This is a genomic window from Sphingomonas yunnanensis (assembly GCF_019898765.1).
In the GTDB taxonomy this organism is placed as follows: domain Bacteria; phylum Pseudomonadota; class Alphaproteobacteria; order Sphingomonadales; family Sphingomonadaceae; genus Sphingomonas; species Sphingomonas yunnanensis.
This window is the reverse complement of record NZ_JAIOKB010000002.1, coordinates 594,293-620,113: the sequence shown is the minus strand read 5'-3', so window position 1 is coordinate 620,113 and position 25,821 is coordinate 594,293. Positions and strand designations below refer to the sequence as shown.

Genomic DNA, 25,821 nt, shown 5'->3' with positions numbered 1-25,821 from the left:
ATAAAACGATGACCCAGCAGGCCACTCTCTATCGCATGGTACTGCCCGAGCATGTCTGTCCCTTCGGCGTGCGGGCCAAGGCGATGCTGGAGCAGGCGGGCTTCGACGTCGACGACCAGATCCTGACGACACGGGAGGCGGTCGACGCGTTCGAGCGCGAGCAAGACGTCGAGACCACCCCGCAGGTGTTCATCGACGGCGAGCGGATCGGCGGCAGCGACAAGCTGGAGCGCTGGCTCCAGCGCGGCTGAGGCGCCGCCGAACCGGCGGGCGGGGGCGCCCTGCCCCCGCCGCCGTAATCAGTGGCCAATCGCCTCGCGGACCTTGTCGGCGGCCTTGGCGAGCAAGCCCTTCTCGGCCTCCTCCGCCTCTTCCTTGGTGCGGAAGGCAGCGCCCTCGGGCTCGGCGGGCGGCGCATAGACCGAGAACAGCTTGAGCTCGCCGCTGCCCTTGTTGACGATATTGTGCTGCGCACCCTTGGGCACCACGACGAGGTGGTTCGGCCCTGCCTTGGTCGAGTGACCGTCGATCACCACCTGCGCGTCACCCGCGACGATGAAGGTGGTCTGGTCGGCGGGATGGGTCTCCATCCCGATCTCCTCGCCCGAAGGGATGCTCATCAGCACGATCTGCACCTTGGCGTCGCGGTAGACTTCCTTCTGCCACAGCTCGTTCTTCGACGCGAGCTCGACCATATCCTTGTTGAAGATCGTCACGGCATGTCCTCCTTGATGTCTCGTGAAGCCTGACGTTCGAGCCGGGCAGAGCGTTCCCGCGGCTCAGCCGCGCCGACGCGCCCGCGTGGGCAGTACGAGCCGCTCGATGAAGTTGCGGATCTCGGTCGAGCGGGTCGCCGCGTCGATGACCTGCGAGTCGAGCCCGAGCCGCCAGGCGAGATCGCGCCGGTCGGGATCCGCGTGCAGCGCCTCCACCAGCTCGGCCTGTGTCGCGACGTCCGCCTCGTCACGCGCGAGCCGATGCTCGACGAGATCATCGGCCTGGCGCCGCAGCGCGGCGGCGACTTCGCCGAGGTCGATCTCCGGGTGATATTGCACGCCCCAGAACACGCCGTCACCGTGGCGTATCTCGGCGGCCTGGATCGCGGTCACCGCATTGCCGGCGAGCAGCGTCGCGCTCTCCGGAAGTTCGGCGACCTCGTCGGTGTGGATCGCGGGCGCGTCATAGGCGAGCGGCCGACCGTGCAGCAGCGGGTGGTCGCGCCCCGCCGCGGTCGGCGCGATGCGGCGCGCGAAGCCCGCCTCGCGGCGCTCACCCATCGCCCGGACTCGACCGCCCGCCGCGACGGCGGCGACCTGCAACCCGGCGCATGACCCGAACGCGGGCACGCCCGCGCCGAACACGTCGCGCATGAAGGCGATGATGCGGCGGCACGCGGGGCTGTCGTCGTAGAGATGGAGCGGCGAGCCGGTGAGGAACACCGCGTCATAACCGGCGATCTCGGCGGCGCTCGGCGGCGTCGCGCCGTCATCGGCGGGGGTGATGCGGGTGACCGCCGCGCTCGGTGCTATCCCCTCGAGCAGGGCGGCATAGGTCTCGCCCGAGCTGCGCCCCACGCTGTCGCGCCGATGTGCGCGCGCCTCTGGCGGCTCGCTCTCGGCGACGAGGAAGGACAGAGCGGCGATGGACTGATCGGACACGGTGCGCTGGAACGTGTCGGCGCATGATCGGGTCCAACCGTCAGTGACTTAGCGCGATCGCCCCGTCAGCGCGGAGACGATCTCGCGCTCGGAGGCGACGTGATCCTCGATCACGCAGCGGAAGCCGAGCCCGGGCATGCCATGGTCGCTCGGCACCCGCGCCTGGGCGACGGTGAGGCCGTCGAGCGAGCGGGTCAGCCGTTCGCTGCCGGGAACGACGTGCGGGTGTGCGTCGAGGTGACGGTAGCCGCCGGTGGTGGCGACGACGCGGCCCGCGGGATCGACGATCGAGATGGTCGCGCGTGCGGCGCGGTTCATCACCCCGATCAGATCGGCCACCTGCCCTTCGAAGTCAAACTCGAGGTAGCAGATCCCGACGATCACCCCCTCGCACTTCACCGGCGCGACGTAGATCAGCACCTTGCGGTCGTTCGACCAGGGATTGACCCAGACCTCATCGGTCACCCAGCCGGCGGTCGCGCCGCCCGACAGCACCCGGCGGAACTGTGCGAAGTCGGCGAAATGAACGTCGCGCACCGCCATATTCTCGTGCGCGCAGACCCGCACCTTGCCCTCGGCGTCGACCAGGAAGGCGTTGAGAAAGTAAGGCGAGTAACCGAGCAGCGCGCGTAGCCGCTCGAGCGCGCGCGCTTCCGCGCGGGGATCGGTGTCGAGCAGCAGGCTCTCACGGATGGCATGGTCCGAGGCGAGGAAGCGCACGTCGACCGATCGGTCGTGCAGCATGCGCGCCAGCGCGTCGGCGATCGACTGCGCCAGCTCGCCGAGCCGCCCGCCTTCCAGCTCGCTGACGAGCTCTGCCGCTATCTCGCTGCCCTGGCGCAGTCGGCCGAGCAGTTCCTCGCGGAAGGCGTGTGACGAGCTGCTCGCCTGCGCCGCGAGCGATTTCACTTCCTGCGCGACGACGCCGAAGCCGCGCCCCGCCTCCCCCGCACGCGCGGCCTCGATCGCCGCGTTGAGCGCCAGCAACTTGGTCTGTGCCGCGATCGCCTCGGAGCGGTCGGCGTGGGCGCGGACCTCGGTGCTGAGCGATCCTAGCAGTGAGCGGATGCGACGCGGCATAGTTATTCCTGGGTGGAGCGGCCGGTATAATCAAAGAGGGTAAACGGCGCGTAACCCACCTGGAGCATGCGGTCGCGACATCGTGTCGCCGGTCCGTCGGCGCGGAGCGTCGTCGTGGATGACGGCGGTAGCGACGAGCTACTGTGCCATTTCCGCCACATTCGACCGAGGAAATGCACTGTACGGGGAGAACGTTCACATCATCCGTCGTCTGGCCGGGTTAGCTCCTTGACAGCGTCAGCGCTTCCTCAGATTAAATCAATTTAATTGACGTATCGCCGAAGAGCGCGTCTGCCAAGGAGGGGATTTATGAAGGGGCTCAATGGGTTGAACGCGAGCCGCGCGAAGCTGCTCGCCGCCGTGTCGCTGGTGGGGCTGCTCGGGCTGCCGCTCGACGCGATCGCGCAGACCGGCGCCGGCACTGCGACCGGAGACGCTGCGACCACCGATCCCGACCGTGTCGCGGCGCCGGATCAGGCCGGCGAGGAACCCGCCGACATCGTCGTCACCGGCATCCGCGCCTCGCAGGCGCGCGCGATCGAGGTCAAGCGCAACGCCGACAGCGTGGTCGAGGCGATCAGCGCGCAGGACATCGGCAAGCTGCCCGACGTCACCATCTCCGACTCGCTCCAGCGCATCCCCGGCGTGCAGATCCGCCGCGACGCCGGCGAGGGCGCCGCGGTCAACATTCGCGGCCTGCCGCAGGTGACCACTTTGCTCAACGGTGAGCAGTTCCTCGGCGCCAACTCGGTGACGACGGTCCAGCCCAACTTCACCGACATCCCGTCGCAGCTCTTCTCGGGCGCGACCGTGTTCAAGTCGCCCACCGCCTCGCTCCAGCAGGCCGGCCTCACCGGCACGATCGACCTGCTGACGCGGCGCCCGTTCGACCTCAAGCAGGGCCTCACCTTCTCCGCCGCGGGCGAGGGCCAGTATGGCGACAAGACCGAGAAGTGGAACCCGTCGTTCAACGGGCTGATCGCCTTCCACGGCGACCGCGTCGGGCTGCTGGTGTCGGCGTCGTACAGCGACCTGACGCTGGCGAACAGCTTTCGCGGCGTGCAGGACTATGGCGTCGCGCTGCGCAACGAGTCGGGCAGCGCCACCAACCAGGGCGACTTCGCGGTCGGCAACAACGGCGTCAGCCGCGGCACGCCGGTGCGCGACGCGAGCGGCAACATCACCGGCTACGACGTCAACGGCGACGGCGACGCCAACGATGCGTTCATCACGCCGCAGTCGCACACCGCGTGGAACCGCATCACCGACCGCCAGCGCTTCGGCGCGAACGCGTCGTTCCAGTTCGAGATCAACGACGCGCTGCGGCTCACCGCGGACGGCTTCTACACGCGCCAGACGCAGTATGACCGCACCGCCGGCTTCCAGTTCCAGAACATCGACTGGCTGTCGTCGCCCTTCTCGCCGACCAAGTCGCGCGACACCGGCGCGACCTCGGGCGGCTACAACGTCAACACCGTCCAGCAATATACCTACGCGCTGCCGAGCTTCGACAGCTACTCCGAGACCTTCCGCACCAAGAGCGAGTCGCAGAACTACAACGTGCAGCTCGACTGGAAGCCGAGCGACACGTTCAAGGCGACCGTGCGCGGCATCTACGGCAAGGCCAATCGCGACCGCGACCAGTCGTACACCCAGTTCAGCCTGACCAACGGCCGCCAGTGGGGCTATCAGGCCGACGGCACACCGCGGAGCACCGGCGTCGCCAACGGCGGGCTCGGCAACTACCCCGCCTCGGTCGGCGGCGACCGGACCTTCAACCCGACCGGCTACCAGGTCTACAGCGACACCGCGACGGTGGACTATTCGAGCGGGACGCCCGTCTTCGGCTTCTCGCCCGGCTTCCTCGCGCAGGCGGGTGACGCCTCGCGCTACGGCCTGAAGACCGTCTCGTCCGAGGGCAACGTCTACCAGAAGGGCGACATCTGGGCGCTGCGCGCCGACGGCGAGTGGCAGCCCAACGACGAGCTCAAGATCGCCTTCGGCGCACGCTACGGCGAGCGTAGCGTCAACCAATATACCTTCGACCGCGCCTCGCCGGTCTATGCCGGCAACACCGACAATCCGGCGAACCCGGCGGCGGGCTGTCTCGTCAAGTGGAAGGCGTTCGACGTCAACCTCGACGACAAATACTGCCCCGTCCTCGACGCGCAGGGCCGCGGCTACACCGCCGGGCTGACGCGTCAGGCGACCGACCCGATCTTCGCCGGCCAGATCAAGCAATACCAGCTCCCCGCCGCCGGCGCGCCGACGCTGTGGGCGCTCGATCCCAAGGCGATGGACGACAGCGAGGCCTGGCAGAACAAATTCTACCCGGGCAGCGTGAACGTCATCAACCCGGCGCTGTCGTTCGACGTCAACACGCGCCAGATCTCGGGCTATGCCCAGGTGTCGGGCGAGGGCGAGCTGCTCGGCATGCCGTTCCGCGCCAACGGCGGTCTGCAGGTCGTCAACACGCGCCTCAACGTGCGGCAGAACATCGTCGGCGTGCCGCAGCCCTACGGCGTCGCGGGCGTGGACGCGGGCGACGTGCGCACGCAGCGCGAGTTCACCGACTTCCTGCCGTCGATCAACGTCGCCTTCGACGTGACGGACAAGCTGCGCGCCCGCGCCGCTTTCTCGAAGACCATGACGCTGCTCGACTTCCAGCAATGGGGCGGCGGTCTCAACATCAACTATGCGATCAACACCGCGACCAACCTGTTCGAGGCGCGTACCGCCGACTCGCTCGGCAACCCCAACCTCAACCCGTGGCGTGCCACCAACGTCGAGGGCAGCCTCGAATATTACACGGGTCGGTCGAGCCTGATCGCGGCGGGCGCATTCTACATCGCGGTCGACAGCTTCATCGATCGCACCACCGAGTTGCGCAGCGACATCCCCGACAATGACGGCGTGATCCGCCGCCAGGTCGTCACCAACACCTTCCGCCAGGGCGAGGGCGGCACGCTCAAGGGGATCGAGCTCTCGGCGCGCCAGTCGCTCGCCGACTACGGCGTCAACGGGCTGTTCGGCGGCTTCGGCGTCGACGCCAATTACACGCTGTCGCTGGGCGACGCCGGCCTCGTCGACCTGGCCGGCAACAACCAGCCGTTCCAGGACAACTCGAAGCACCAGATCAACGCCGCGCTCTGGTTCGAGAAATACGGTCTGCAGGCGCGCGTGGCCTACAACTACCGCTCGAAGCGGCTGGTGTCGTCCAACTATGGCGGGATCGACGGCCTCGCGCAGTATCAGCAGCCGACCAACTATCTCGACGCCTCGATCTCGTATGACGTGACCTCGTTCCTCACCCTCTACGGCCAGGCCTCCAACCTGACCGCGGAGACCGAGCGCTACTATCTCACCTGGCCCGATCAGGTGCTGTACGAGAACATCTACGAGCGGCGCTTCATCGCCGGCGCGCGCGTCCGCTTCTGATCGCCCTGGTCACCGCTCCCGCCCTCGGGCAGGAGCGGTGGCGGGTGAGGGACGCATCATGACGCACGCACCGATCCGCTCGATCACGATCGTCGGCGGGGGCACCGCCGGCTGGATGGCGGCGACCTGGCTGGCACGCCGCTTCGCCCATCTTCGGCTCGCCATCACCGTCGTCGAGAGCGCCGCCATCGGCACGGTCGGCGTCGGCGAGGCGACCGTGCCCGCGATCCGCGACTTTCTCGCGGCAGTCGAACTCGGCGAGGCCGAGGTGCTGCGCGAGACCGAGGGCACGATCAAATACGGCATCCGCTTCCGCGACTGGCAGCGCGACGGCCACGACTTCTTCCATCCGTTCGGCCTCTACGGCGTGGCGGCGCGCGGCGTCGCCTTCCACCATTACTGGCTCAAGCTCCGCCAGGCGGGCGATCCGACCCCGCTCGGCGCCTACTGCCTCGCCACCCAGCTGGCCGAGCGCGACCTGTTCCTGCCGCCGACGGAGCGACCCGCCAACGATCTCGGCGTCTTCAACTTCGCGCTCCACTTCGACGCCTCCAAGTTCGCCGCTCTGCTCAAGCGGCTCGCGCTCGCCAATCATGTCCGCCACGTCGAGGGCCGGATCACCGAGGTGCTGCGCGACGGCGAGCGCGGCACCGTCGACGCGGTGCGGCTCGAGGACGGGATGCGCATCGAGGGCGATCTATGGATCGACTGCTCCGGATTCCGCAGCCTGCTGCTCGGCGAGGCGATGGGCGTGCCCTACGTCGACTGGCGCCGCTGGTTGCCGTGCGACCGCGCGGTGGCGATCCCGTGCCGTGCGTCGGGGCCGCATCGCCCGCTCACCACCGCCGCGGCGCGCCCGGCGGGGTGGCAGTGGCATATTCCGCTGCGCCACCGCACCGGCAACGGCTATGTCTATTGCTCCGACTTTACGAGCGACGACGACGCCGAGGCGCTGCTGCGCGACAGCCTGGAGGGCGAGCCCCTGGCGCCCGCCAACCGGCTGCGCTTCACCGCGGGGCATCGCGCGCGCTTCTGGGAGAAGAACGTCGTCGGGCTCGGGCTCGCCTCGGGCTTCCTCGAGCCGCTCGAGTCGACCAGTATCTCGCTGATTCAGTCGGGGCTCGACCGGCTCGCGCCGCTGTTCCCCGACCAGGGCTTCGACCCGCGGCTCGCGGCGACCTACAACCGCCAGTCGGTGCTCGAGTTCGAGCGGATCCGCGACTTCCTGCTGCTGCACTATCTGCCCAACCGGCGTGAGGGCGAGCCCTTCTGGGACGCGATCCGCGCGGTGCCGCCGACCGACGGGCTCCAGGCCAAGCTCGACGCGTGGCGCGCCGCGGGCGAGTTCGTTCGGCGCGAGTGGGACACGTTCCAGGACCCGAGCTGGCTCAGCCTCTACGCGGGCTTCGACGATTTGCCGCCGCGCCCGTCGCCGATGGCGGAACAATATGACGTCGCGACGCTCACCGACAGCCTGACGCGGATGCGCGAGGCGATCGCGGGCACACTGCGGCTGGCCGAGCCGCACCAGGATTTCCTTCGCCGCGTCGCCGGCGGGGGGCAGTGACAGAGCGCCGCGGCGCGAACCGGGAAGAGAGACGATGGGGTCGAGCATGAGGCGGGCGGCATGGCTGCTGGCGGGGACCGGGCTGACGCTGGGCGCGACGATCGCGGCGCGCGCCGACGTGCCGGGTAACGGTGGGCCGTACAACGTCCGCAGCCTGGCGGGCGGGATCGGGATCGAGCGCCCGCTCGCGCGCGCCGACGCGCTTGCCGCGGCGGGCGCGCCCTACACGCTGAGCGCCTGGGTTCGCCCCGACTCGGCGCAGGACGGCGCGGTCACGCTGATCGCGCTCGGCGCCGCGCCGACGCAGCGCGCGCTGCTGCTCGACGGCGGCCGGCTGGCGCTGCACGACGGCGCGGCGACGGTCCGCGGGCCCGCGCTGACCCCGGGGAAGTGGGTCCATGTCGCGGCGGTGTCCGATGGCGCGCGGGCGACGCTCTACGTCGATGGGCACCGTGTCGGTAGTGGCGCGGCGCGCGCGACCGCGGTGACGCCCGTGATCGCGATCGCGCCACCCGGCGCGACGCATTTCGGCGGCGCGCTCGTCGGTGCGACCGCGGAGAGCGGCGCGACCGACGCGCGCGCGCTCGCCGCCGCGGCGCGCACCCGCCCCGACTTCGACACGGTGCAGATGACCGAGATCGGCGTCGGCTGGCCGTTCCAGAAGAGCGCCAATATCGGGCTCACCGTCCAGCAGGACGCCTGGACGCTCCCCCGGTCGCGCGCCGACGCGACGACCAAGCCTGTCGTCAAACCCGTGCCGCAGCGGCCCGTGGTACAGCCGACCGCGCCGGGCCACTGGCAGCTCAACGGCTGGCAGCTCGCCGCCGCGCCCGAGGTGGCCGGTGACGGCGCCGCGCTGTCGCGCCCCGGTGCGGCCAAGGGTGACGCGTGGCGCGTCGCGACCGTGCCGGGCACGGTGCTCCAGACGCTGGTCGACCGCGGCGTCTATCCCGATCCTTATTACGGCCTCAACAACCTCCAGATCCCCGAGCGGCTCGCGCGGCAAGACTATTGGTACCGCACGAGCTTCACCGTCCCGCCCGAGGCGGCGGGCAAGCGGCTCACGCTCGTCTTCGGTGGCATCAACTACGCCTCCGAGGTGTGGGCCAACGGCGAGCGGCTCGGCACGACGCGCGGCGCGTTCATCCGCGGGCAGTTCGCCTACACGCCGGCGGCGGGCGAGAATGTCGTGGTGGTGCGCGTCTCGCCGCCGCCGCACCCCGGCATCCCGCACGAACAGTCGGTCGTCGCGGGCGTCGGCGAGAACGGCGGCCAGCTCGCGATCGACGGCCCCACCTTCGTCGCCACCGAGGGATGGGACTGGATCCCCGGCATCCGCGACCGCAACACCGGCATCTGGCGTCCGGTCGAGCTGGTCGCGACGGGCGCGGTGAAGATCGGCGACCCGCACGTCGTCACCGACCTGCCGCTGCCGCGCACCGACAGCGCGGACGTCTATGTCACCGTGCCGCTCGACAACGCCGGCGCCGCCGCGCCGGTGACGGTGCGCGTTGCCTTCGGCGGTATCACGGTCGAGCGCCAGGTCACCGCCGCGCCGGGGCATAGCGAGGTCGCCTTTACCCCGCGTGACTTCCCGCAGCTGCGCGTCGCGAACCCGCAGCTGTGGTGGCCGAACGGCTATGGCGCGCCGCATCTCTACGACGTCACCTATCAGGTGAGCGACGCCGCGGGCGTATCCGACCTGCGCAAAGGCCGCTTCGGCATCCGTGAGGTGAGCTACGATCTCTCGCTGTTCGACCCCGCGGGCGCGCTGCGCCGGGTCAACGTCCAGACCACCGACGGCGCGCTCGCGGGCACCAGGCTGATCGACGTGCGCCACGGCGCGATCAAGGAATCGCCGCGCGGCTGGGCCGAGTCGCTCACGCCCGCGGGCGCGACCTCGAAGGCGGTGACGCCGATCGCCGAGACCCTGCCCGAGCCGCACCTCACGCTGCGCGTCAACGGCGTGCGCATCGCCGCGCGCGGCGGCAACTGGGGCATGGACGACGCGATGAAGCGCGTGAGCTACGACTGGCTCAAGCCCTTCTTCCGGCTCCAGCGCGAGGCGCACATGAACGTCATACGCAACTGGATGGGCAACAACGACGAGGAGGAGTTCTTCGATCTCGCCGACGAGAACGGCATGATGGTGCTCAACGATTTCTGGCAGTCGACGCAGAACTTTCAGGTCGAGCCGGACGACCCCTCACTTTTCCTCGCCAACGCGCGCGACACGATCGCGCGCTACCGCAACCATCCCTCGATCGTGCTGTGGTTCGGCCGCAACGAGGGCGTGCCCTATCCCACGCTCAACGAGGGGCTCGACCAGGCGGTGTTCGAGCTGGACGGGACGCGCTGGTTCACCGGCAGCTCGAACGTGGTCAACCTGCAGGGCTCGGGGCCGTACAATTACCGGCCGCCGGTCGGCTATTTCACCGATCTCGCCACCGGCTTCTCGGTCGAGACCGGGACGCCGTCGCTGTCCACCGCGGAGTCGATCGCGAGCTACGTGCCCGCGGCGGACCGCTGGCCACTCGGCGACGTGCTGGCCTATCACGACTGGCACGTGAGCGGGAACGGCGACACCAAGACGTTCACCGCCACGCTCGAGCGGATGTTCGGCGCGGGCACCAGCTTCGCCGACTTCGAGCGCAAGGCGCAGATGATGAACCTCGAGACGCACAAGGCGATGTACGAGGGCTTCCTCGGCCATCTCTGGACCAAGAACTCGGGGCGGCTGCTGTGGATGACCCATCCCGCCTGGCCGTCCAACGCGTGGCAGATCTACTCCTGGGACTATGACACGCACGCGGCCTATTACGGCGCGAAGAAGGCGACCGAGCCGCTCCATGTCCAGCTCAACCTGCCCGGCAACGAACTGGTGGTGCTCAACACGACGCAGGCCGCAGCACCGGGGCTGACCGCGCGCGTGAGCGTGGTCGGGCTCGACAATCGCGCGCTGTTCGCGCGCGAGGACCGGCTCGACGCCGCGGCCAACGCCGCGACGACGCTGGCGGCGGTGCCGCTCGACCGGCTCTTCGCCGAGCACCCGATGGTGCTGGTCAAGCTGGTGCTGAGCGACGGCGCGGGGAAGACCGTGTCGGAGAACGTCTACTGGCGCGGGCGCGACGAGGGCGCCTACCGCGCGCTCAACGACCTCGCGCCGGTGGCGCTGGCGACCTCGGTGGAGAGCGCGACCGAGGGCGAGGACCGGGTCGTGCGGGTGACGCTGGGCAACGACGGTGCCGTGCCCGCGCTCAACGCCAAGCTGACGCTGGTCGACGCCGCGGGTAAGCGCGTGCTGCCCGCCTATTACGACGACAATTACGTCGCGCTGCTGCCGGGGGAGAAGAAGGTGATCGCGATCCGCTACCCCGCCGCCGGCGCGACCGCGGCGGCGGTGACGCTGGCGGGCTGGAACGTCCGCGAGAGCAAGGTGGCGGTGAAGTGAGGCGCGCGCTGCTCGCCGCAATGGCGCTGGTGGGGGCGACGACTGCGGCGAAGGCGTCCGACGTCCGCGTGCTGACCGACGTTCACGCGCCCATCCTCTCGCGTCATCCCGGACTTGTTCCGGGGACCACGTCGCCGCGCACCTCCCGCGCGATTTATGTGCGGAACGGTGGATCCCGGACCAAGTCCGGGACGACGGAGTTGGGCGCGGGTGGCGCTTCGCCGCCCGCTACAGGCACCGTGTTCCTGCGCGCGCAGGAACCCAGCACCGCGAACGCCGGCGCGCGTGACCCTAGGCCTCTACCTCCGCAGGAGCACGTCGCCGCCGCCGCCCCGGTCGCGCGCACCAGCCTCGGCAGCGTGCGCGGTACCAGCGCCGGCGGCCACCTCGTCTTCCGCGGCCTCCCCTATGCCGCGCCGCCGCTCGCGCCGCGCCGCTTCGCGCCGCCGGCGCCACCCGCGCGTTGGCCGGGTGTGCGCGACGCCGCCGCCACCGCGCCGGCCTGCACCCAGCAGGACTATGGCTGGAACCGCGCCGATCACCTCCACCAGTCGGAGGACTGCCTGACGCTCGACGTCGGCACCGAGGCGCTCACCGGGCGCCGCCCCGTCCTCGTCTGGATCCACGGCGGCGCCAATTACGCCGGCTCGCCCGGTGACATGGCCGAGTCGCCGATCGTGGCGCGCGGGATCGTCATGGTCGGCGTGCGCTACCGGCTCGGGGCGCTCGGCTTCCTCCACCACCGTAGCGCGGGCGGCGGCAACCTCGCGACGCAGGACCAGATCGCGGCCCTTCGCTGGGTCCGCGAGAATATCGCGCGCTTCGGCGGCGATCCCGACCGAGTCACGATCGCGGGCGAGAGCGCGGGCGCGCAGGACGTCGGGCTGCTCGTCGCCGCGCCCGCCGCGCGCGGGCTGTTCCGCCGCGCGATCATGGAGAGCGGCACCCCGGGCTTCGGCCTGCCGTGGCGCTCGCGCGAGGAGGCGCTGCGGCTCGGCGACCAGGTCGATGACGCACTCGGCGCGCGCGGTGACGCCGCCGCGATGCGGTCGGTCGCGGCCTGGCCGCTGCTCGTCGCGGGCGAGACGACGCACGACCAGTCGCTCACCGACGACAGCTACCGCTGGCTGCGCACCACCGTCGACGGCACCGTCTTCCCCGAGGCGCCCGACCGGCTGCTCGCCGCCGCGCCGGGCGTCGACGTGCTGATCGGCACCAACCGGATCGAACTCGACCTGCCCGGCGGGCACACGCGCCGCGACGCCTTCGTCGCGCTGAGCTATCCCGGCCGCGAGGCGGAGGCGCGGCGCTTCTACCGGCTCGACCAGCCCGAGCCGCGCGCGGGCGCGACCGACCGCGACGGCACGCGCGACCAGCGCATCGCCACCGACGCGACCTTCCGCTGCCCGGCGCAACGCTTCGCCGCGACGATGGCGCGGCGCGGCGGCAAGGTGTGGCGTTATCTGTTCGACGGCAGCGCCACCGGCGCGCCGACACGGCACGCGCTCGAGATCCCCTTCATCTACGCCGATCAGCCGCTGGGCGCGCTCCGCCTGATCGACTATTGGGCCAATTTCGTGAAGACGGGTGACCCGAACGGTGCCGGCCTGTCGGTCTGGCCCGCGGCCGACGCGGCGCAGACCTATCTGGCGCTCGACGCCGCCGGCGCGCGCGTCGCCGTCCCACCCGTCGAGGACGTGTGCCGCTGGGGAGACTCGCTGTGATCGATCGACGCGCCGCGCTGCTGGGAGTCGCCGGTGGGATCGCCGCCGGGGCGCTCACCGCCCCTGCCACCGCGGCAGACGACGCCGCCGAGCGCCGGCTCCACGAGGACTGGCCGTGGCTCGGCCGCTACGCCGCCGAGAACCGCCGGTTGATCGAGGCGCGCGCGGCGGTCGGTATCGTCTTCCTCGGCGACTCGATCACCGAGGGCTGGGGCAGCAAGCGACCAGGCTTCTTCACGTCGGGGCGCGTGAACCGCGGCATCGGCGGGCAGACCACGCCGCAGATGGTGCTGCGCGTGATGGCCGACGTGGTCGCGCTGCGCCCGCGCGCGCTCCATCTGATGGCGGGCACCAACGACATCGCCGGCAACACCGGCCCGATGACGCCGCGGCAGACGCGCGACAACGTCACCGCGATGGTGCAGCTCGCGCGCGCCAATCGGATCGCGGTGCTGCTCGGCTCGATCCCGCCCGCGGCCAACTTCCCGTGGCGACCGGGGCTGGAGACGGTGGCGCCGATCCGCGCCTTCAACGCCTGGGCGCGCGAGGCCGCGCCGCGGCTGGGCGCACGCTTCGTCGACTACACCCCGGTGCTGGCGGACGCGGCCGGCGGGATGCGTCCGGGGCTGGCCTATGATGGCGTCCACCCGACCGAGCAGGGCTATGACGCGATGGCGACGGTGATCGAGCCGGTGCTGCGCGGGATGAAGCTGTAGCGAGGTGTCCGGCCACTGTGCTCTCGCGAAGGTAGGAGCACAGTGGCACCAGCGCTACGCTTGCCCGCCCTGGGTTCCTGCATGCGCCGGAGCACGAGCGATAGGGAACCTCGCTTACTTCTCGTCGCGCCGCGAGTTGGCGAACAGCACCGCCGCGGCCACCGCGGCCGAGCCGATGCCGGCCGCCAGCCACGTCTTGCCGCCCTGCCAGCGGCGATCGCGGCGCTGCTGCGCCGCCTTGCCCGCGCCGGCTTCCTCATGCGCCTTGGCGGCGGCCACTTCGGCGAGGATCTCGTTGGGTTGGTCGCTCATCGGAACTCTCCTTTGCCCGCGCCATAACGCGCGCGGAACGCGTTGGCGAACGTCGCCAGCACGCCCTGCGCGATCGCCGCGCGCAGGTCCGCCATCAACGCCTCATAGAAGGCGATGTTGTGCTCGGTCATCAACATCGCGCCGAGGATCTCGCCGCTGCGAACCAGATGGTGGAGGTAGGCGCGAGTCCAAGTGGCGCACACCGCGCAGCCGCAGTCCGGGTCGAGCGGCGCCTGGTCCTCGTTGAAGCGCGCGTTGCGGATGTTGATCGGGCCGTCGCGCGTGAACGCCTGGCCGGTGCGCCCCGAGCGGGTCGGCATCACGCAGTCGAACATGTCGACCCCGCGCTCGACCGCGCCGACGATATCGTCGGGCTTGCCCACGCCCATCAGGTAGCGGGGCTTGTCCGCGGGGAGCTGCGCCGGCGCATAGTCGAGGCAGCCGAACATCGCCGCCTGTCCCTCGCCCACGGCGAGCCCGCCGATCGCATAGCCGTCGAAGCCGATGTCGACCAGCGCGTCGGCCGAGGCGCGGCGCAGCCCCTGGTCGAGCGCGCCCTGCTGGATGCCGAAGATCGCGCTGTGCTCGGCGTGCGCGCCGCCGCCGTCGAAGGCGTCGCGGCTGCGTTTGGCCCAGCGCATCGATCGCTCCATCGCCGCGGCCTGCACCTCGCGGGTCGAGGTGGTGGGGACCAGCTCGTCGAACGCCATCACGATGTTCGAGCCGAGCAGCCGCTGGATCTCGATCGAGCGCTCGGGCGTGATCAGGTGACGCGTGCCGTCGAGGTGCGAGGCGAAGGCGACGCCCTCCTCCGAGCGCTTGGTCAGCTCGCTGAGGCTCATCACCTGATAGCCGCCCGAGTCGGTCAGGATCGGTCGCTCCCAGCCCATGAAGGCGTGGAGCCCGCCGAGCCGCGCCACCCGCTCCGCGCCCGGCCGGAGCATGAGGTGATAGGTGTTGCCGAGAATGATGTCGGCGCCGGCGCGCTCGACGTCCGCGGGCTTCATCGCCTTCACCGTCGCGGCGGTGCCGACCGGCATGAACGCGGGGGTGCGGATGGTGCCGCGCTCCATCCGGATCGCGCCGGTGCGCGCGGCGCCGTCGGTGGCGTCGACCTGGAAGGCGAAGCGCGGCGCGGCGCTCATCGCGCGCCTCCGGCCAGATCGTCGCGGTCCGCGGGCGGCGGGCCGCGACGGCCCTCGTCCTTCGGCTTGTCGCCCTTGTCCTTCTTCGGCGGCCGGCGCCCCGCGGTCGGGCCCTGGGCGTCGACCGGCATGGTGCGATAGGTCAGCAGCTCGGCGCGGCTGACGAGATGGTCGCCGTCGCGGTCGTAGCGCGCGAACAGGCGCGAGAAATGATTCTCCAGCTCGTCGAGCGTGATCGCATCGTCGTCGTCGCGGTCGACCTCATAGGGGCTCGGCAGCGCGTGCTGGTCCCCGAGGAAGCGCAGCGCCCAGTCGGAGAAGGCGATGTAGCGCAGCTTGCCGGTCTTGGCGGTGTCGATCGCCTCGAACGAGCGGCGAACGCCCTCCTCCAGCTCGGCGCGATCGACCATCGCGTCGCCGTTCGTATCGAAGGTCGCGATCATCATCGCCACCGGCTCGGCGACGAGCGTGGCGGGGGTCTGCGGCGCGGCGGGCAGCGGCGCGCGCACCGTCACCGTCTCGCCCTCCTGCTGCGGGAGCGGCGCGGGCGCGGCGGCGAGGAGAAGGGCGAACGCGAACATGCCGCCGTCCGTGGCAGAAGCGGCGGCGCGGGCCAAGGGGGCGGGCGGTCGCGCGACGGTGGAGGGCGACAGCGCGTCGGTCGGCCAAGTGGCGGAGCAGGCGTGTTGTCACCGTGCCGGTGGTTGCCGCGGGGGCGCGAATGTTGCGAATGTTGAGTCGTTGGCGCGGTGCGCGCGAACCTTGAGTCCGCCGCGGGCGGTCGGGGATCTTGTTGAACAGGCGTCGCTGACGGCGACGGCGGCCGGCGACGATGAGACACAGCGGCCGTGCGTGTGGCAGGCCTGCGCGGTGTAGGACAGCGGCAGCGGTGATGCATGTCCGTGGTCCATCGCAGATCCTCCCCGCGAGCGGGGAGGATCTGAGGAGTTGCCCCAAGCGCCATCAGCCGCTCATCCTGCCCGGGCCATCGCTACCATCACCGGCCCCGCCGCAGACGGCGCGCTCGTTCTCGGCTTGAGCCGGGCGCGAAGTGGGGGACATCCGTGCGTCTCACCACCGCCATCCACCCGAGCCCCGCCAAGGCACCGCCCGCCTGCCACCCCCTGTTCGCCCCGCCCGCGCTCGGCTAAGCGCCGCGCGCCAGGGGGAAGCGGAGGGCGACATGGGGGCCGGATCGACGCGCATCGCGCTGCCGCTCGCGTGCCTGACGCTGATCGCCGCCCCGGCGCGCGCGCAGGACGAGCGCCCGACCGGCTATCCGCGCTCCGCCAACGAGCGGCGCGACGGCACGCTGACGCTCTCCGCGGTCTACACCGCCGACCTCGCCGCCGACGTCGCCGGCGGACGCGCGCGCGGGGCGCGCTACCTCGACAACCTCGACCTGCAGGCCGCGCTCGACCTGGAGCGGCTGGCCCGCTGGCACGGCGCGCGCGCCTTCGGCTATGTCATCCGCGACACCGGGGTGGGCCTCTCCGCGCTCAGCGGCGACTCGCAGGGCGTGTCGAACATCGAGACCGCGGTGCCCGCCACCCGCCTGTTCGAGGCCTGGGTCGAGCAGGACATCGGTCGTCGCGGCTCGGTCAAGGCGGGGCTGTACAACCTCAACGCCGAGTTCGACACCACCGTGAGCGGCGGACTGTTCCGCCTGTCGTCGCACGGCGTCGGCCCCGAGCTGGCGCAGTCGGGGCGCAGGGGACCATCGATCTTCCCGGTGACCTCGCTCGCGCTGCGCGGGGAGATCGGCTTCGGGACGCACTGGCTGTTCCACGCCGCGGTGCTCGACGGCGTGCCGGGCGATCCCGACCGCCCGGCGGCGACCGCGATCCGCCTTCGTCGCGCCGACGGCGCGCTGCTGGTCGGCGAGCTCGGCTGGCTCGACCGCGCGACCAAAGTGGCGATCGGCGGCTGGCGCTACACCGCCGCATTCGCGCCGATCGGCGCGCCCGCGGCACGCGGCCGCGGCAACGGCGGCGGCTATGTGCTGGCCGAGCGCCAGCTCGTCGGCGACACGCGCGGCGGCGCGGGGGTGAGCGGCTGGCTGCGCTACGGCGTCGCCGACCCGCGCTACAACGCGATCGCGCGCTATCTCGGCGGCGGGCTGGTGCGCTCGGGCACGTGGCGTGGGCGCGACGACGACCAGCTCGGCGTGTCGTTCGCCTGCGCCTGGTTCGGCGAGCGCCACCGCGCGATCGCCGATACCACCGCGCGCGAGCTGGTGCTCGAGGGCGCCTATCGCTGGGTCGCAGCGCCGTGGCTCAGCCTCGAGCCCGACGCGCAATATGTCGTCGACCCGAGCGGCCGGCGCGGCACGCCCGACGCGCTGGTGCTCGCGCTGCGCGTCAAGGTCGGGCGCTGACGCAAAGTCGTTGCGTTCGGGCGGGCGCGCTCATAATGTCTGAGTAATCGTGATCTGGGTGAGCCGCGTCGGGGAACGCGCCGCCGACCAACGGGAGGATGGGATGAAGGGACGTGTGTTCGCGCTCACCGGCGCGCTGATGCTGGCGGCGCTCGCGCCGGCGGCGGGCATCGCGCAGGAGACGGCCGCGCCCGCCGCGACCGCCACCGTGCACGGCGACCAGCCGGGGCCGACCTACGACAAGCGCATCTTCACCCAGTTCGCGGAGCATCTCGGCGAGGGCATCTACGGCGGCCTCTACGTCGGCAACGACCGCAAGATCCCCAACACGCGCGGCTTCCGCAACGACGTGATCGGCGCGCTGAAGGAGCTGGGGGTGCCGGTGATCCGCTGGCCCGGCGGCTGCTTCGCCGACGAATATCACTGGCGCGAGGGCGTCGGCCCGAAGAACAAGCGCCCGGTCAAGATCAACACCAACTGGGGCGGCGTGACCGAGCCCAACAGCGTCGGCACGCACGAGTTCATGGAGCTGGTCGAGCAGGTCGGCGCCGAGCCCTATATCTCCGGCAACGTCGGCAACGGCACGCCGCAGGAGATGGCGGAATGGGTGGAATATGTCACCTCACCCGCCGGGACGCTCGCCGACGAGCGCGCGCGCAACGGGCATAAGGCGCCGTGGAAGTTGCCCTATTTCGGCATCGGCAACGAGCTGTGGGGCTGCGGCGGCAACATGCGCCCGGAATATGCCGCCGACGTGACCAAGCGCTACGCCACCTTCATCAAGGCACCGGCCGGCACCAAGGTGCTCAAGATCGCCTCCGGCGCGAACGGCGACGATTACAATTGGACCGAGGTGATGATGCGCGAGGCGGGCGAGCAGCTCGACGGCCTCTCGCTCCATTATTACACCGTGCCGGGCGGCGGTGGCTGGCCGCCCAAAGCCTCCGCGACCGACTTCGACGAGGCCGGCTGGGCCGACACGCTCGCCAAGACCTGGAAGATGGAGGAGCTGATCACGCGCCACAGCGCGGTCATGGACAAATATGATCCGAAGAAGCGCGTCTTCCTCGCGGTCGACGAATGGGGTACCTGGTACGCGCAGGATCCCGGCACGCACCCCGGCTTCCTGCGCCAGCAGAACAGCCTGCGCGACGCGCTGGTGGCGGCGATCAACCTCAACATCTTCGCCAAGCACGCCGACCGCGTCCGCATGACCGCGATCGCGCAGATGGTGAACGTGCTACAGGCGATGATCCTCACCGACGGCAGCAAGATGGTGCTGACGCCGACCTACCACGTCTTCCACATGTACAAGCCGTACATCGACGGCACGGTGCTGCCGATCGAGCTCAAGTCGCCCTGGTACAACAAGGACCAGTATGTGATGCCCGCGGTCAGCGCCTCGGCGGTGCGCGACAAGGCGGGGGTGGTGCACGTCGCGCTCGCCAACGCCGACCCGAACCGCGCGGTCACGGTGCAGGCCGCGCTCGCCGGGCTCAACGCCAGCGGCGCGACCGGCCAGATCCTGACCGCGCCGGCGATCAACGCGGTCAACACCTTCGACCAGCCCAACGCGGTCGCCCCAGCCGCCTTCACCGGCGCGCAGGTGGCCGGCGGGCAGCTCAGCGTCACGCTGCCGGCCAAGTCGGTCGTCATGCTGACGCTGCAGTGAGCGAGGACGGCATGACATCGCTCTCGCGCCGCCTCGTCCTCGCGGGCGGCGCGAGCGTGGCGGCGCTGCCCGCGCTGGCGCAGCGCCGGCGCGGTGCGGCGGGAGCGGGGGCGGACACGATCGTCAACCCTTTGGTCCGCCAGCGCGCCGACGCGCAGGTGTTCCGTCATACCGACGGCTGGTATTACATGACCGGTTCGGTCCCCGAGTACGACCGGCTGGTGCTGCGCCGCGCGCGCACGCTCGCCGGCCTCTCGACCGCCGCCGAGCGCGTGCTGTGGCGGCACGAGAAGAGCGGGCCGATGTCGGGCTTCCTGTGGGCGCCCGAGCTCCACCTGATCGGCGGCCAGTGGATCATGTATTTCGCGGCCGGCCCGAGCGGCGGCGGCGAGGACGTGTTCCGCATCCGCACCTACGCCGTGGTGTGCGACGGCGCCGACCCGATGACGGGCGGCTGGCGGGTGCTGGGCCAGCTCGAGACGCCGTGGGACAGTTTCAACCTCGACTCGACCAGCTTCGTCCATCGCGGCACGCGCTATCTCGCCTGGGCGCAGCGCGAGCCGGGGATCGAGACCAACTCGAACCTCTACCTGGCGCCGCTCAAGACGCCGCTGACGCTCGCGGCCACGCCCGCGCGCCTCTCGGTGCCCGAGCTCGACTGGGAGATCCGCGGCTTCAAGGTCAACGAGGCGCCCGCGCTGCTGGCGCGCAACGGCCGGCTGTTCCTGACCTACTCGGCGAGCGCGACCGACGCGCGCTACTGCCTGGGCATGCTCACCGCGCGCGACGACGCGGACATCATGGACCCGCGCAGCTGGGCGAAGTCGCCCGCGCCGGTGCTCAAGACCTCGCGCGCGCACCGCATCTTCGGCCCCGGACACAACAGCTTCACCGTCGACGAGCGCGGCCGCGACATGCTGGTGTTCCACGCGCGCGACTATGAGGCGATCGAGGGCGACCCGCTGTTCGACCCCAATCGCCACACGCGCGTCCAGCCGATCCGCTACGCCGCGGACGGCACGCCGCTGTTCGATCCGCCGGTCGCGAACGGGCCGCTGGCGCGCGGCTGACACGCCTGGCGGCGCGGGCTTCGCGCCCGCGCCCGGTGTCCCGGCAGACCTAACCGATCTGGAGCCGTCGACAGGCGCGGGTCCGGCGACCCCACCGTCACGGCGGGCCGCCCGGATCGCGCGGGCAGCGTCGCCGAGATCGTCCGTTCGCGGCGGCGCAGCGTTCCTTCTCGGCACACGTCGCCGATCGGGCATGCCGTGCCGAACAGGTGCGGTCGCGCGAGTGAGACGATGCGCGCGAGGGCCGCTCTCGACGAGCTGACTCCGCGGCCCACCCCGGTTCGAGGTGCGTCTGCGCGGACTGTCGGACTAATCCCAAGCGACCGCCTGGGTCTATGCAGCGGGACTAGAGCGTGAATGCTTGATACACCGGCGACATACCCGAACAGCCTCGCTCGCCGCCCCATCCACAATCGCGCTTGCCAGTCTCTTCGAACAGGCATATGTCGGAGTATTAGAAGGTGCAGCAGGCGCCCGGTAGCAGCGTGAGGGAGGGGATGATGGCGATGAGAGCCGCTTTCTTGGTGTCGGTCTCGGCGGGATCGCTGCTGCTGGCGAGTGCCGCCGCGGCGCAGGACGCGCCGCTCGCGCCCGGCACCGCCGCGCAGCAGTCGCAGCCCGCGCCGGGCGGTACCCCGTCGGAGGACGCGGCCGGCGCCGACGACATCGTCGTCACGGGCGTGCGCGCCTCGATCATCGGCGCGCTCAACGTCAAGCGCGACTCAGTTCAGATCGTGGACTCGATCGTGGCCGAGGATGTCGGCAAATTGCCCGACAATAACGTAGTCGAGGCGCTCCAGCGCGTCACCGGCGTCCAGGTCACCGATCGCGGCAACGCCGAGGCGGGCGCGCTGTCGATCCGCGGTCTCTCCGACCCGCTCACCACGCTCAACGGCCGAGTCATCTTCACCACGACGGGCCAGTCGTTCGCGTTGCAGGACATCCCCGCCAACCTCGTCAAGCGGGTCGACGTCTACAAGACCCGCGCCGCCGACCAGATCGAGACCGGTCTCGCCGGCCAGATCGACGTGTTCACGCGGCGCCCGTTCGACTTCGACGGCTTCGCGATCTCCGCGGTGGCGCGCGGGATCTACAATGAGCAGGCGGATACGTTCAATCCGAACGTCTCGGCGCTGATCAGCGACCGCTGGGAGACGGGCATCGGCGACGTCGGCGTGCTCGTCAACGCGAGCTATGCGCGGACCAAGTTCCGCACCATGTCGGTCGCCGCCGGCGCGCAGGTGCCCTTCGCCACCGAGAACCCGCCGGCCGGATCGGGGCTGACCCCGCTCCAGCGCATCTTCCCGCTCGCCCCCGACGCGGACAGCGCGACCGGCTTCGCGCCCGCCGCACCCGGCCTCGGCGCCTGGTCCCCGGGCACGCGCGAGGGCCTGCCCTATGCGCCGGGCTCGACCATGCTCGTCAACGGGGTCGACACGCCTTACTATCTCTCGCGCGACGCGGTGTTCAGCGGCGACCTCTACGGCAAGCGCGAGCGCCCGGCGGTGAACGCCGCGCTGCAATGGTCGCCCAATGCCAGCTCGACCTACACCGCCGAGTTCTTCTGGAGCGGCTTCCGCCAGACCACGTACAACAGCCTGATGTTCTCGTTCGTCGACTGGTGGGGCAGCCTCGGCGCCGATCCCGGCTCGACGATCTCGCTCTATCCCGAGACCAACATCATCAAGACGCGCAGCGTCGGCGACGTGTTCGGCTTCAACAGCGGCGACCTGACGCGCACCTCCACCGACAGCTTCGTCTACGCGCTCAACGGCAAGTGGGACGTCGGCGACGGCAAGATCGTCGCCGACGCGGCCTATCAGACAAGCCGCAACGACACGACCTTCACCGCGATGCGGATCAACCGGGTCGCCAGCCGGATCGACGTCGACTTCAACGCGCGCGACGGCATTCCCTCGTACAATTTCAGCGACAACGCGCTGCTGCTCGACCCCGGCCAGTGGACCGCGGGCGAGTTCTACGACAATGCCAACCGCGACACCGGCTCGGCCTTCACCGCCACGGTCGACGCCGACCAGTCGTGGGACTCGGGTTTCTTCCGCAAGATCAAGGCCGGGCTGCGCTATGACGCGCGCAAGGCGGCGAGCGAGGTGCGCACCCAGGCCGCCGACACGAACGGCGGACTCGGCGTCAATTTCGGGACGCTCTCGGACAGCCTGCGCTACGTCAACAAGGGCTTCTTCGACGGCGAGGCCGACGTGCCGACCTCCTGGGTCAATGCCAACGGCTATTATCTCGGGAACAACACCGACGAGATCCGCCGGCTGTACCAGACCAAATTCCCCAACATCCTCACCGCGGACCAACTCTCGCTCACGCGCGTGTTCGACATCAGCGAGAAGACGATGTCGGCCTATATCCAGGCCGACGCGGAGCTCTCGATCTTCGGCCGGCCGCTGAGCCTGGAGGCGGGCGCCCGCTACGTCGACGTCGACACCGACTTCACCTTCGTCGACCGCTACAGCGCGGGCGCGCAGCTGCGCGGCTCGCAGACCACCAGCAAGCTGCTGCCCTCGGCGACGCTCCGCTACGACATCACCCGGACGCTCCGCGCCCGCTTCAACTTCGGCAAAACGCTGCGTCGCCCGGCGTTCGGCGATCTCAACCCGAACTACAACCTGACCGGCGACCTCACCAGCGTCGGCTACGGCACTGGCAGCAGCGGCAACATCAACCTGCGCCCGACCCAGTCGACCAACTACGATCTCGGCCTGGAATGGTATTTCGACCGCGACAGCGCGCTGTACGGCACGCTGTTCCGGCGCGAGATCGACGGGCTGGTGGTCGGCGCGCGCTCGCGCGTGACCGTGCTCGACACCGGGCTCAACACCAGCAGCTTCGTCGTCAACCGCCCCGAGAACGCGTCGAACGGCGTGCTCAAAGGCGCCGAGCTCGGCTTCGTCTATTTCCCGCACTATCTGCCGAGCTTCCTCGACGGCCTGGGCGCGCAGGGCAGCGTGACGATCCTCGACTCGTCGCAGAACGTGCCGGAGTTCGACGAGTCGGGCGCGGTGGTGGGGCAGCTGCGCTCGTCCTTCTTCGGCGTCTCCGACCTCTCGTACAACGCGACCCTGGCCTATGATCACGGGCCGATCGGCGCGCGCCTCTCCTATGTGTGGCGCAAGGAGTTCCTACAGCGCAACGAGGCCGCGCTGTTCGCCAACCCGATCGGCGTGTGGCGCCGGCCCGACAAGAGCCTCGATTTCCAGCTCACCGCCAAGCTCACCGACGATCTCGGCCTGACCTTCGACGCGACCAACCTGACCAAGGCCAAGCAGCAGGAATATTACCGTTTCGACTCGGCGGGCAACCAGGACCAGTTCAACCTGGGCACGCTGCTGATCCCGCGCACCTTCGCGATCGGCGTGCGCTACACGTTCGACTGAGCGCATGTCGTCGGGCGAGGGTCACGGGCCCCGCCCGCGTCACGTCACGCGGGGAGAGAGACGATGGCGAGCAGAACGAGGCGCGCCGCGACGGCGCTCGCCGGTGCGAGCGCGCTGCTGGCGGGGTGCGGCGGCACCGGAGGCAACGGCGCGGCGGCGCTCGCACCGGTGGCAGCGGCGCCGGCCCCCGCGCCGAGCCCCCCGCCGACCCCCACGCCGGCACCGGCTCCCGCGACCGGTTCGATCGCGCTCACCGGCGCGATCAGTCCGGTCCACGATCCCGCGATCCTCGCCGACGAAAGCCGCTTCTATCTCTTCACCACCGGCAACGCCGGAGACGCCGCCGGGCTGCTCGGCCTGCGCACCTCGGACGACCTCAAACATTGGACGCTGCGCGGAGGCTCCTATGCCGCGCTGCCCGCGTGGGCCGCGCGCGCGGTACCCGGCGCGTCCGGCATGTGGGCGCCCGACATCTCCAAGGCCGGCAGCGAGTACCGTCTCTATTATTCGATCAGCACCTTCGGCAGCAATCGCTCGGCGATCGGCCTGGCCACCGCGACGTTGATCGACCCCGCCGCGCCGGCCGCCCACTGGGTCGACCAGGGGCCGGTGATCCGGTCGGACGTGACCGACGATTACAACGCGATCGACCCGAACGCCTTCACCGACGCGGACCGGCGGTCATGGCTGGTCTTCGGCAGCTTCTGGAGCGGGATCAAGCTGATCGAGCTCGATCCCGCCACGGGCAAGCGGCGCGACGGTGATCCGCTGCGCAGCCTCGCCGCGCGCCCGGCACCCGGCGCGATCGAGGCGCCGTTCGTGATCCGACACGGCGGCTTCTACTATCTCTTCGCCTCGTTCGACTTCTGCTGCCGCGGCGCGGCGAGCAGTTACAATACGGTGGTGGGCCGGTCCGCCGCGCCGACCGGGCCCTATGTCGACCGCGCCGGCACCGCGATGCTCAGGGGCGGCGGCACGCCGGTGCTCGCCTCGGGGCAGGGGTCCGGGGACCGCTATGTCGGGCGCGGCCACGCCGCGATCCTGCAGCGCCCCGACGGCGACTATATCGTCTACCACGCCTATGACACGCGGCGGAACGGCGCGCCGACGCTGCAGATCCAGCCGCTCGCCTGGGATCCGGACGGCTGGCCGACGGCGCGCTAGCGCCTGATCCACCTCGATGGACTCGAGCTCGGCGAACGCCGGAGCCCAGGGCCGCAGGCGCGACGCTCGAGGCACTGGGCTCCTGCGTTCGCAGGAGCACCTCGCTGGCTCACACCAGCCGGATCACACGCCTGTCCCCCGCGCGGTCGGTCAGCGCAGCAGCGTCACCTTGGCGGTGACCGGGAAATGGTCGGACGGATAGACCCCGCCGGGCCGGTCGGTCACCACCGCGGTGCCGCTCGCGCGCGCACCGTCGAGGAAGATATAGTCGATCCGCCGGTCCGCGACGCCGGTGAAATCGTGGAAGCTCAGGCCGCCCGGTCGCTTTCCCCAGGCGTCGGTCATCGCCGCGGCGAGGCGACGATAGGCGGCGCTGTCGGGCGTGGCGTTGAAGTCCCCGGTCAGCACCACCGGCAGCCCGTGCGCGATCGTCGGGATGCGCTCGAGCAGCAGCGCGGCGGCGCGGTCGCGCGCGCCATCGTCCTGGTCGCGATGCGCGAGATGGGTGTCGACCAGCAGGAAGCGGCGCCGGGGATCGCGCTTCAGCGCGAACTCGCCCCAATTGGCCATGCGCGGCAGGTCGGTGCCCCAGCTCTGGCTACCCACCACCTCGGGCGTGTCGGAGAGCCAGAAGTCGCCGTGGCGGAGCAGCGTCAGCCGGTCGGTGCGGTAGAGGATGCCCATATGCTCGTCCACGTGGGCACCCCTGCGGTCGCGCCCGAACCAGCGATACTCCGGTAGCGCGGCGACCATGTCATCGCCCTGGCGCTGGAGCAGTTCCTGTGTGCCGATCACATCCGGGTGGACGCGGCGCAGCATCGCGATCGCGGCGAGGCGGCGCGACGGCCATGGCTGCGGCCCGTCGTCCGAGGCGTAGCGGACGTTGTAGGTCATGACCTTGAGCGATGGCGCGCAGGCGCCGGTGAGCGCGACGAGCGCGAGCGCGGCGGCGTGGGCGAGGCGAAGGCGTTCGATCATGGCAGGGCTCCCTCCCCGCCGCGATGCGCGAGTGCGGGGGCGGGGGCAAGCGCCACGCGACG

General features: G+C 70.7%; 17 protein-coding genes and 1 pseudogene. 11 read left to right on the top strand and 7 right to left on the bottom strand.

What is annotated here, in order from left to right; genetic code table 11:
• The first annotated feature begins 8 nt into the window (after window positions 1-8).
• Window positions 9-251, top strand: coding sequence for a glutaredoxin (locus tag K7957_RS09035; protein ID WP_246616850.1), 243 nt, complete (start codon window positions 9-11; stop codon window positions 249-251).
• Window positions 252-299: 48 nt separating this feature from the next.
• Here K7957_RS09035 and K7957_RS09030 read toward each other — a convergent pair whose 3' ends face one another.
• The 3 genes from K7957_RS09030 to K7957_RS09020 form a co-directional block, all read right to left on the bottom strand.
• Window positions 300-716 carry a cupin domain-containing protein gene (locus tag K7957_RS09030; RefSeq protein ID WP_223011619.1) on the bottom strand — a complete coding sequence of 139 codons (417 nt, stop codon included), beginning with the start codon at window positions 714-716 and terminating at the stop codon, window positions 300-302.
• 63 nt (window positions 717-779) lie between these two features.
• Complete coding sequence (locus tag K7957_RS09025) at window positions 780-1,658, bottom strand: type 1 glutamine amidotransferase (RefSeq protein ID WP_343228355.1); 879 nt, start codon at window positions 1,656-1,658, stop codon at window positions 780-782.
• 48 nt (window positions 1,659-1,706) lie between these two features.
• Window positions 1,707-2,738 carry a methyl-accepting chemotaxis protein gene (locus tag K7957_RS09020; protein ID WP_223011618.1) on the bottom strand — a complete coding sequence of 344 codons (1,032 nt, stop codon included), beginning with the start codon at window positions 2,736-2,738 and terminating at the stop codon, window positions 1,707-1,709.
• 309 nt (window positions 2,739-3,047) lie between these two features.
• Here K7957_RS09020 and K7957_RS09015 point away from each other — a divergent pair, with 309 nt between their 5' ends.
• The 5 genes from K7957_RS09015 to K7957_RS08995 all read left to right on the top strand — a co-directional run bounded on the left by K7957_RS09015 (window position 3,048) and on the right by K7957_RS08995 (window position 13,634).
• On the top strand, window positions 3,048-6,176 hold the full coding sequence (locus tag K7957_RS09015) for a TonB-dependent receptor (RefSeq protein ID WP_223011617.1): 3,129 nt from the start codon (window positions 3,048-3,050) through the stop codon (window positions 6,174-6,176).
• Between the two features lie 58 nt (window positions 6,177-6,234).
• Complete coding sequence (locus tag K7957_RS09010) at window positions 6,235-7,743, top strand: tryptophan halogenase family protein (protein ID WP_223011616.1); 1,509 nt, start codon at window positions 6,235-6,237, stop codon at window positions 7,741-7,743.
• 46 nt (window positions 7,744-7,789) lie between these two features.
• Window positions 7,790-11,194, top strand: a complete 3,405-nt coding sequence (locus K7957_RS09005; protein ID WP_246616849.1) for a glycosyl hydrolase 2 galactose-binding domain-containing protein — start codon at window positions 7,790-7,792, stop codon at window positions 11,192-11,194.
• A gap of 239 nt (window positions 11,195-11,433) precedes the next feature.
• On the top strand, window positions 11,434-12,918 hold the full coding sequence (locus K7957_RS09000; protein ID WP_223011614.1) for a carboxylesterase/lipase family protein: 1,485 nt from the start codon (window positions 11,434-11,436) through the stop codon (window positions 12,916-12,918).
• On the top strand, window positions 12,915-13,634 hold the full coding sequence (locus K7957_RS08995) for a GDSL-type esterase/lipase family protein (RefSeq protein WP_343228354.1): 720 nt from the start codon (window positions 12,915-12,917) through the stop codon (window positions 13,632-13,634). The genes K7957_RS09000 and K7957_RS08995 overlap by 4 nt, the downstream gene beginning before the upstream one ends.
• Before the next feature lie 114 nt (window positions 13,635-13,748).
• Here the strand turns inward: K7957_RS08995 and K7957_RS08990 are convergent, their stop codons facing one another.
• Genes K7957_RS08990 through K7957_RS08980 form a run of 3 tightly spaced genes read right to left on the bottom strand, consistent with a single transcriptional unit; the run spans window position 13,749 to window position 15,672 of the window.
• On the bottom strand, window positions 13,749-13,946 hold the full coding sequence (locus tag K7957_RS08990) for a hypothetical protein (RefSeq protein ID WP_183922385.1): 198 nt from the start codon (window positions 13,944-13,946) through the stop codon (window positions 13,749-13,751).
• On the bottom strand, window positions 13,943-15,091 hold the full coding sequence (gene tgt, locus K7957_RS08985; RefSeq protein ID WP_223011613.1) for a tRNA guanosine(34) transglycosylase Tgt: 1,149 nt from the start codon (window positions 15,089-15,091) through the stop codon (window positions 13,943-13,945). The genes K7957_RS08990 and tgt overlap by 4 nt, the downstream gene beginning before the upstream one ends.
• The gene (locus K7957_RS08980; RefSeq protein ID WP_223011612.1) at window positions 15,088-15,672 is read right to left on the bottom strand and encodes an EF-hand domain-containing protein; all 585 of its coding nucleotides are present in this window, start codon (window positions 15,670-15,672) and stop codon (window positions 15,088-15,090) included. The genes tgt and K7957_RS08980 overlap by 4 nt, the downstream gene beginning before the upstream one ends.
• Window positions 15,673-16,274: 602 nt before the next feature.
• Between K7957_RS08980 and K7957_RS08975 the strand changes: the two genes are divergently transcribed.
• The 5 genes and pseudogenes from K7957_RS08975 to K7957_RS08955 all read left to right on the top strand — a co-directional run bounded on the left by K7957_RS08975 (window position 16,275) and on the right by K7957_RS08955 (window position 24,781).
• Window positions 16,275-17,468 carry a carbohydrate porin gene (locus tag K7957_RS08975; protein WP_223011611.1) on the top strand — a complete coding sequence of 398 codons (1,194 nt, stop codon included), beginning with the start codon at window positions 16,275-16,277 and terminating at the stop codon, window positions 17,466-17,468.
• Between the two features lie 103 nt (window positions 17,469-17,571).
• On the top strand, window positions 17,572-19,140 hold the full coding sequence (locus K7957_RS08970; protein WP_425517185.1) for an alpha-N-arabinofuranosidase: 1,569 nt from the start codon (window positions 17,572-17,574) through the stop codon (window positions 19,138-19,140).
• Window positions 19,141-19,151: 11 nt separating this feature from the next.
• Window positions 19,152-20,198, top strand: a pseudogene (locus K7957_RS08965) (glycoside hydrolase family 43 protein); the annotation flags it as partial.
• 512 nt (window positions 20,199-20,710) lie between these two features.
• Complete coding sequence (locus K7957_RS08960; RefSeq protein WP_223011609.1) at window positions 20,711-23,617, top strand: TonB-dependent receptor; 2,907 nt, start codon at window positions 20,711-20,713, stop codon at window positions 23,615-23,617.
• A 63-nt stretch (window positions 23,618-23,680) separates the two neighbouring features.
• Window positions 23,681-24,781 carry an arabinan endo-1,5-alpha-L-arabinosidase gene (locus tag K7957_RS08955; RefSeq protein ID WP_223011608.1) on the top strand — a complete coding sequence of 367 codons (1,101 nt, stop codon included), beginning with the start codon at window positions 23,681-23,683 and terminating at the stop codon, window positions 24,779-24,781.
• Between the two features lie 150 nt (window positions 24,782-24,931).
• Here K7957_RS08955 and K7957_RS08950 read toward each other — a convergent pair whose 3' ends face one another.
• Window positions 24,932-25,759, bottom strand: a complete 828-nt coding sequence (locus K7957_RS08950) for an endonuclease/exonuclease/phosphatase family protein (RefSeq protein ID WP_223011607.1) — start codon at window positions 25,757-25,759, stop codon at window positions 24,932-24,934.
• Between the last annotated feature and the right edge of the window lie 62 nt (window positions 25,760-25,821).

What these genes read in the sequence shown, in the direction of transcription:
- K7957_RS08955 (WP_223011608.1), top strand. Translation starts at nt 23,681, where the DNA reads ATGGCGAGCAGAACGAGGCGCGCCGCGACGGCGCTCGCCGGTGCGAGC.
- K7957_RS08975 (WP_223011611.1), top strand. Translation starts at nt 16,275, where the DNA reads ATGGGGGCCGGATCGACGCGCATCGCGCTGCCGCTCGCGTGCCTGACG.
- tgt (WP_223011613.1), bottom strand. Translation starts at nt 15,091, where the DNA reads ATGAGCGCCGCGCCGCGCTTCGCCTTCCAGGTCGACGCCACCGACGGC.
- K7957_RS08980 (WP_223011612.1), bottom strand. Translation starts at nt 15,672, where the DNA reads ATGTTCGCGTTCGCCCTTCTCCTCGCCGCCGCGCCCGCGCCGCTCCCG.
- K7957_RS08950 (WP_223011607.1), bottom strand. Translation starts at nt 25,759, where the DNA reads ATGATCGAACGCCTTCGCCTCGCCCACGCCGCCGCGCTCGCGCTCGTC.
- K7957_RS09005 (WP_246616849.1), top strand. Translation starts at nt 7,790, where the DNA reads ATGAGGCGGGCGGCATGGCTGCTGGCGGGGACCGGGCTGACGCTGGGC.
- K7957_RS09035 (WP_246616850.1), top strand. Translation starts at nt 9, where the DNA reads ATGACCCAGCAGGCCACTCTCTATCGCATGGTACTGCCCGAGCATGTC.
- K7957_RS08970 (WP_425517185.1), top strand. Translation starts at nt 17,572, where the DNA reads ATGAAGGGACGTGTGTTCGCGCTCACCGGCGCGCTGATGCTGGCGGCG.
- K7957_RS09010 (WP_223011616.1), top strand. Translation starts at nt 6,235, where the DNA reads ATGACGCACGCACCGATCCGCTCGATCACGATCGTCGGCGGGGGCACC.
- K7957_RS09020 (WP_223011618.1), bottom strand. Translation starts at nt 2,738, where the DNA reads ATGCCGCGTCGCATCCGCTCACTGCTAGGATCGCTCAGCACCGAGGTC.
- K7957_RS09015 (WP_223011617.1), top strand. Translation starts at nt 3,048, where the DNA reads ATGAAGGGGCTCAATGGGTTGAACGCGAGCCGCGCGAAGCTGCTCGCC.
- K7957_RS08990 (WP_183922385.1), bottom strand. Translation starts at nt 13,946, where the DNA reads ATGAGCGACCAACCCAACGAGATCCTCGCCGAAGTGGCCGCCGCCAAG.
- K7957_RS08960 (WP_223011609.1), top strand. Translation starts at nt 20,711, where the DNA reads ATGGCGATGAGAGCCGCTTTCTTGGTGTCGGTCTCGGCGGGATCGCTG.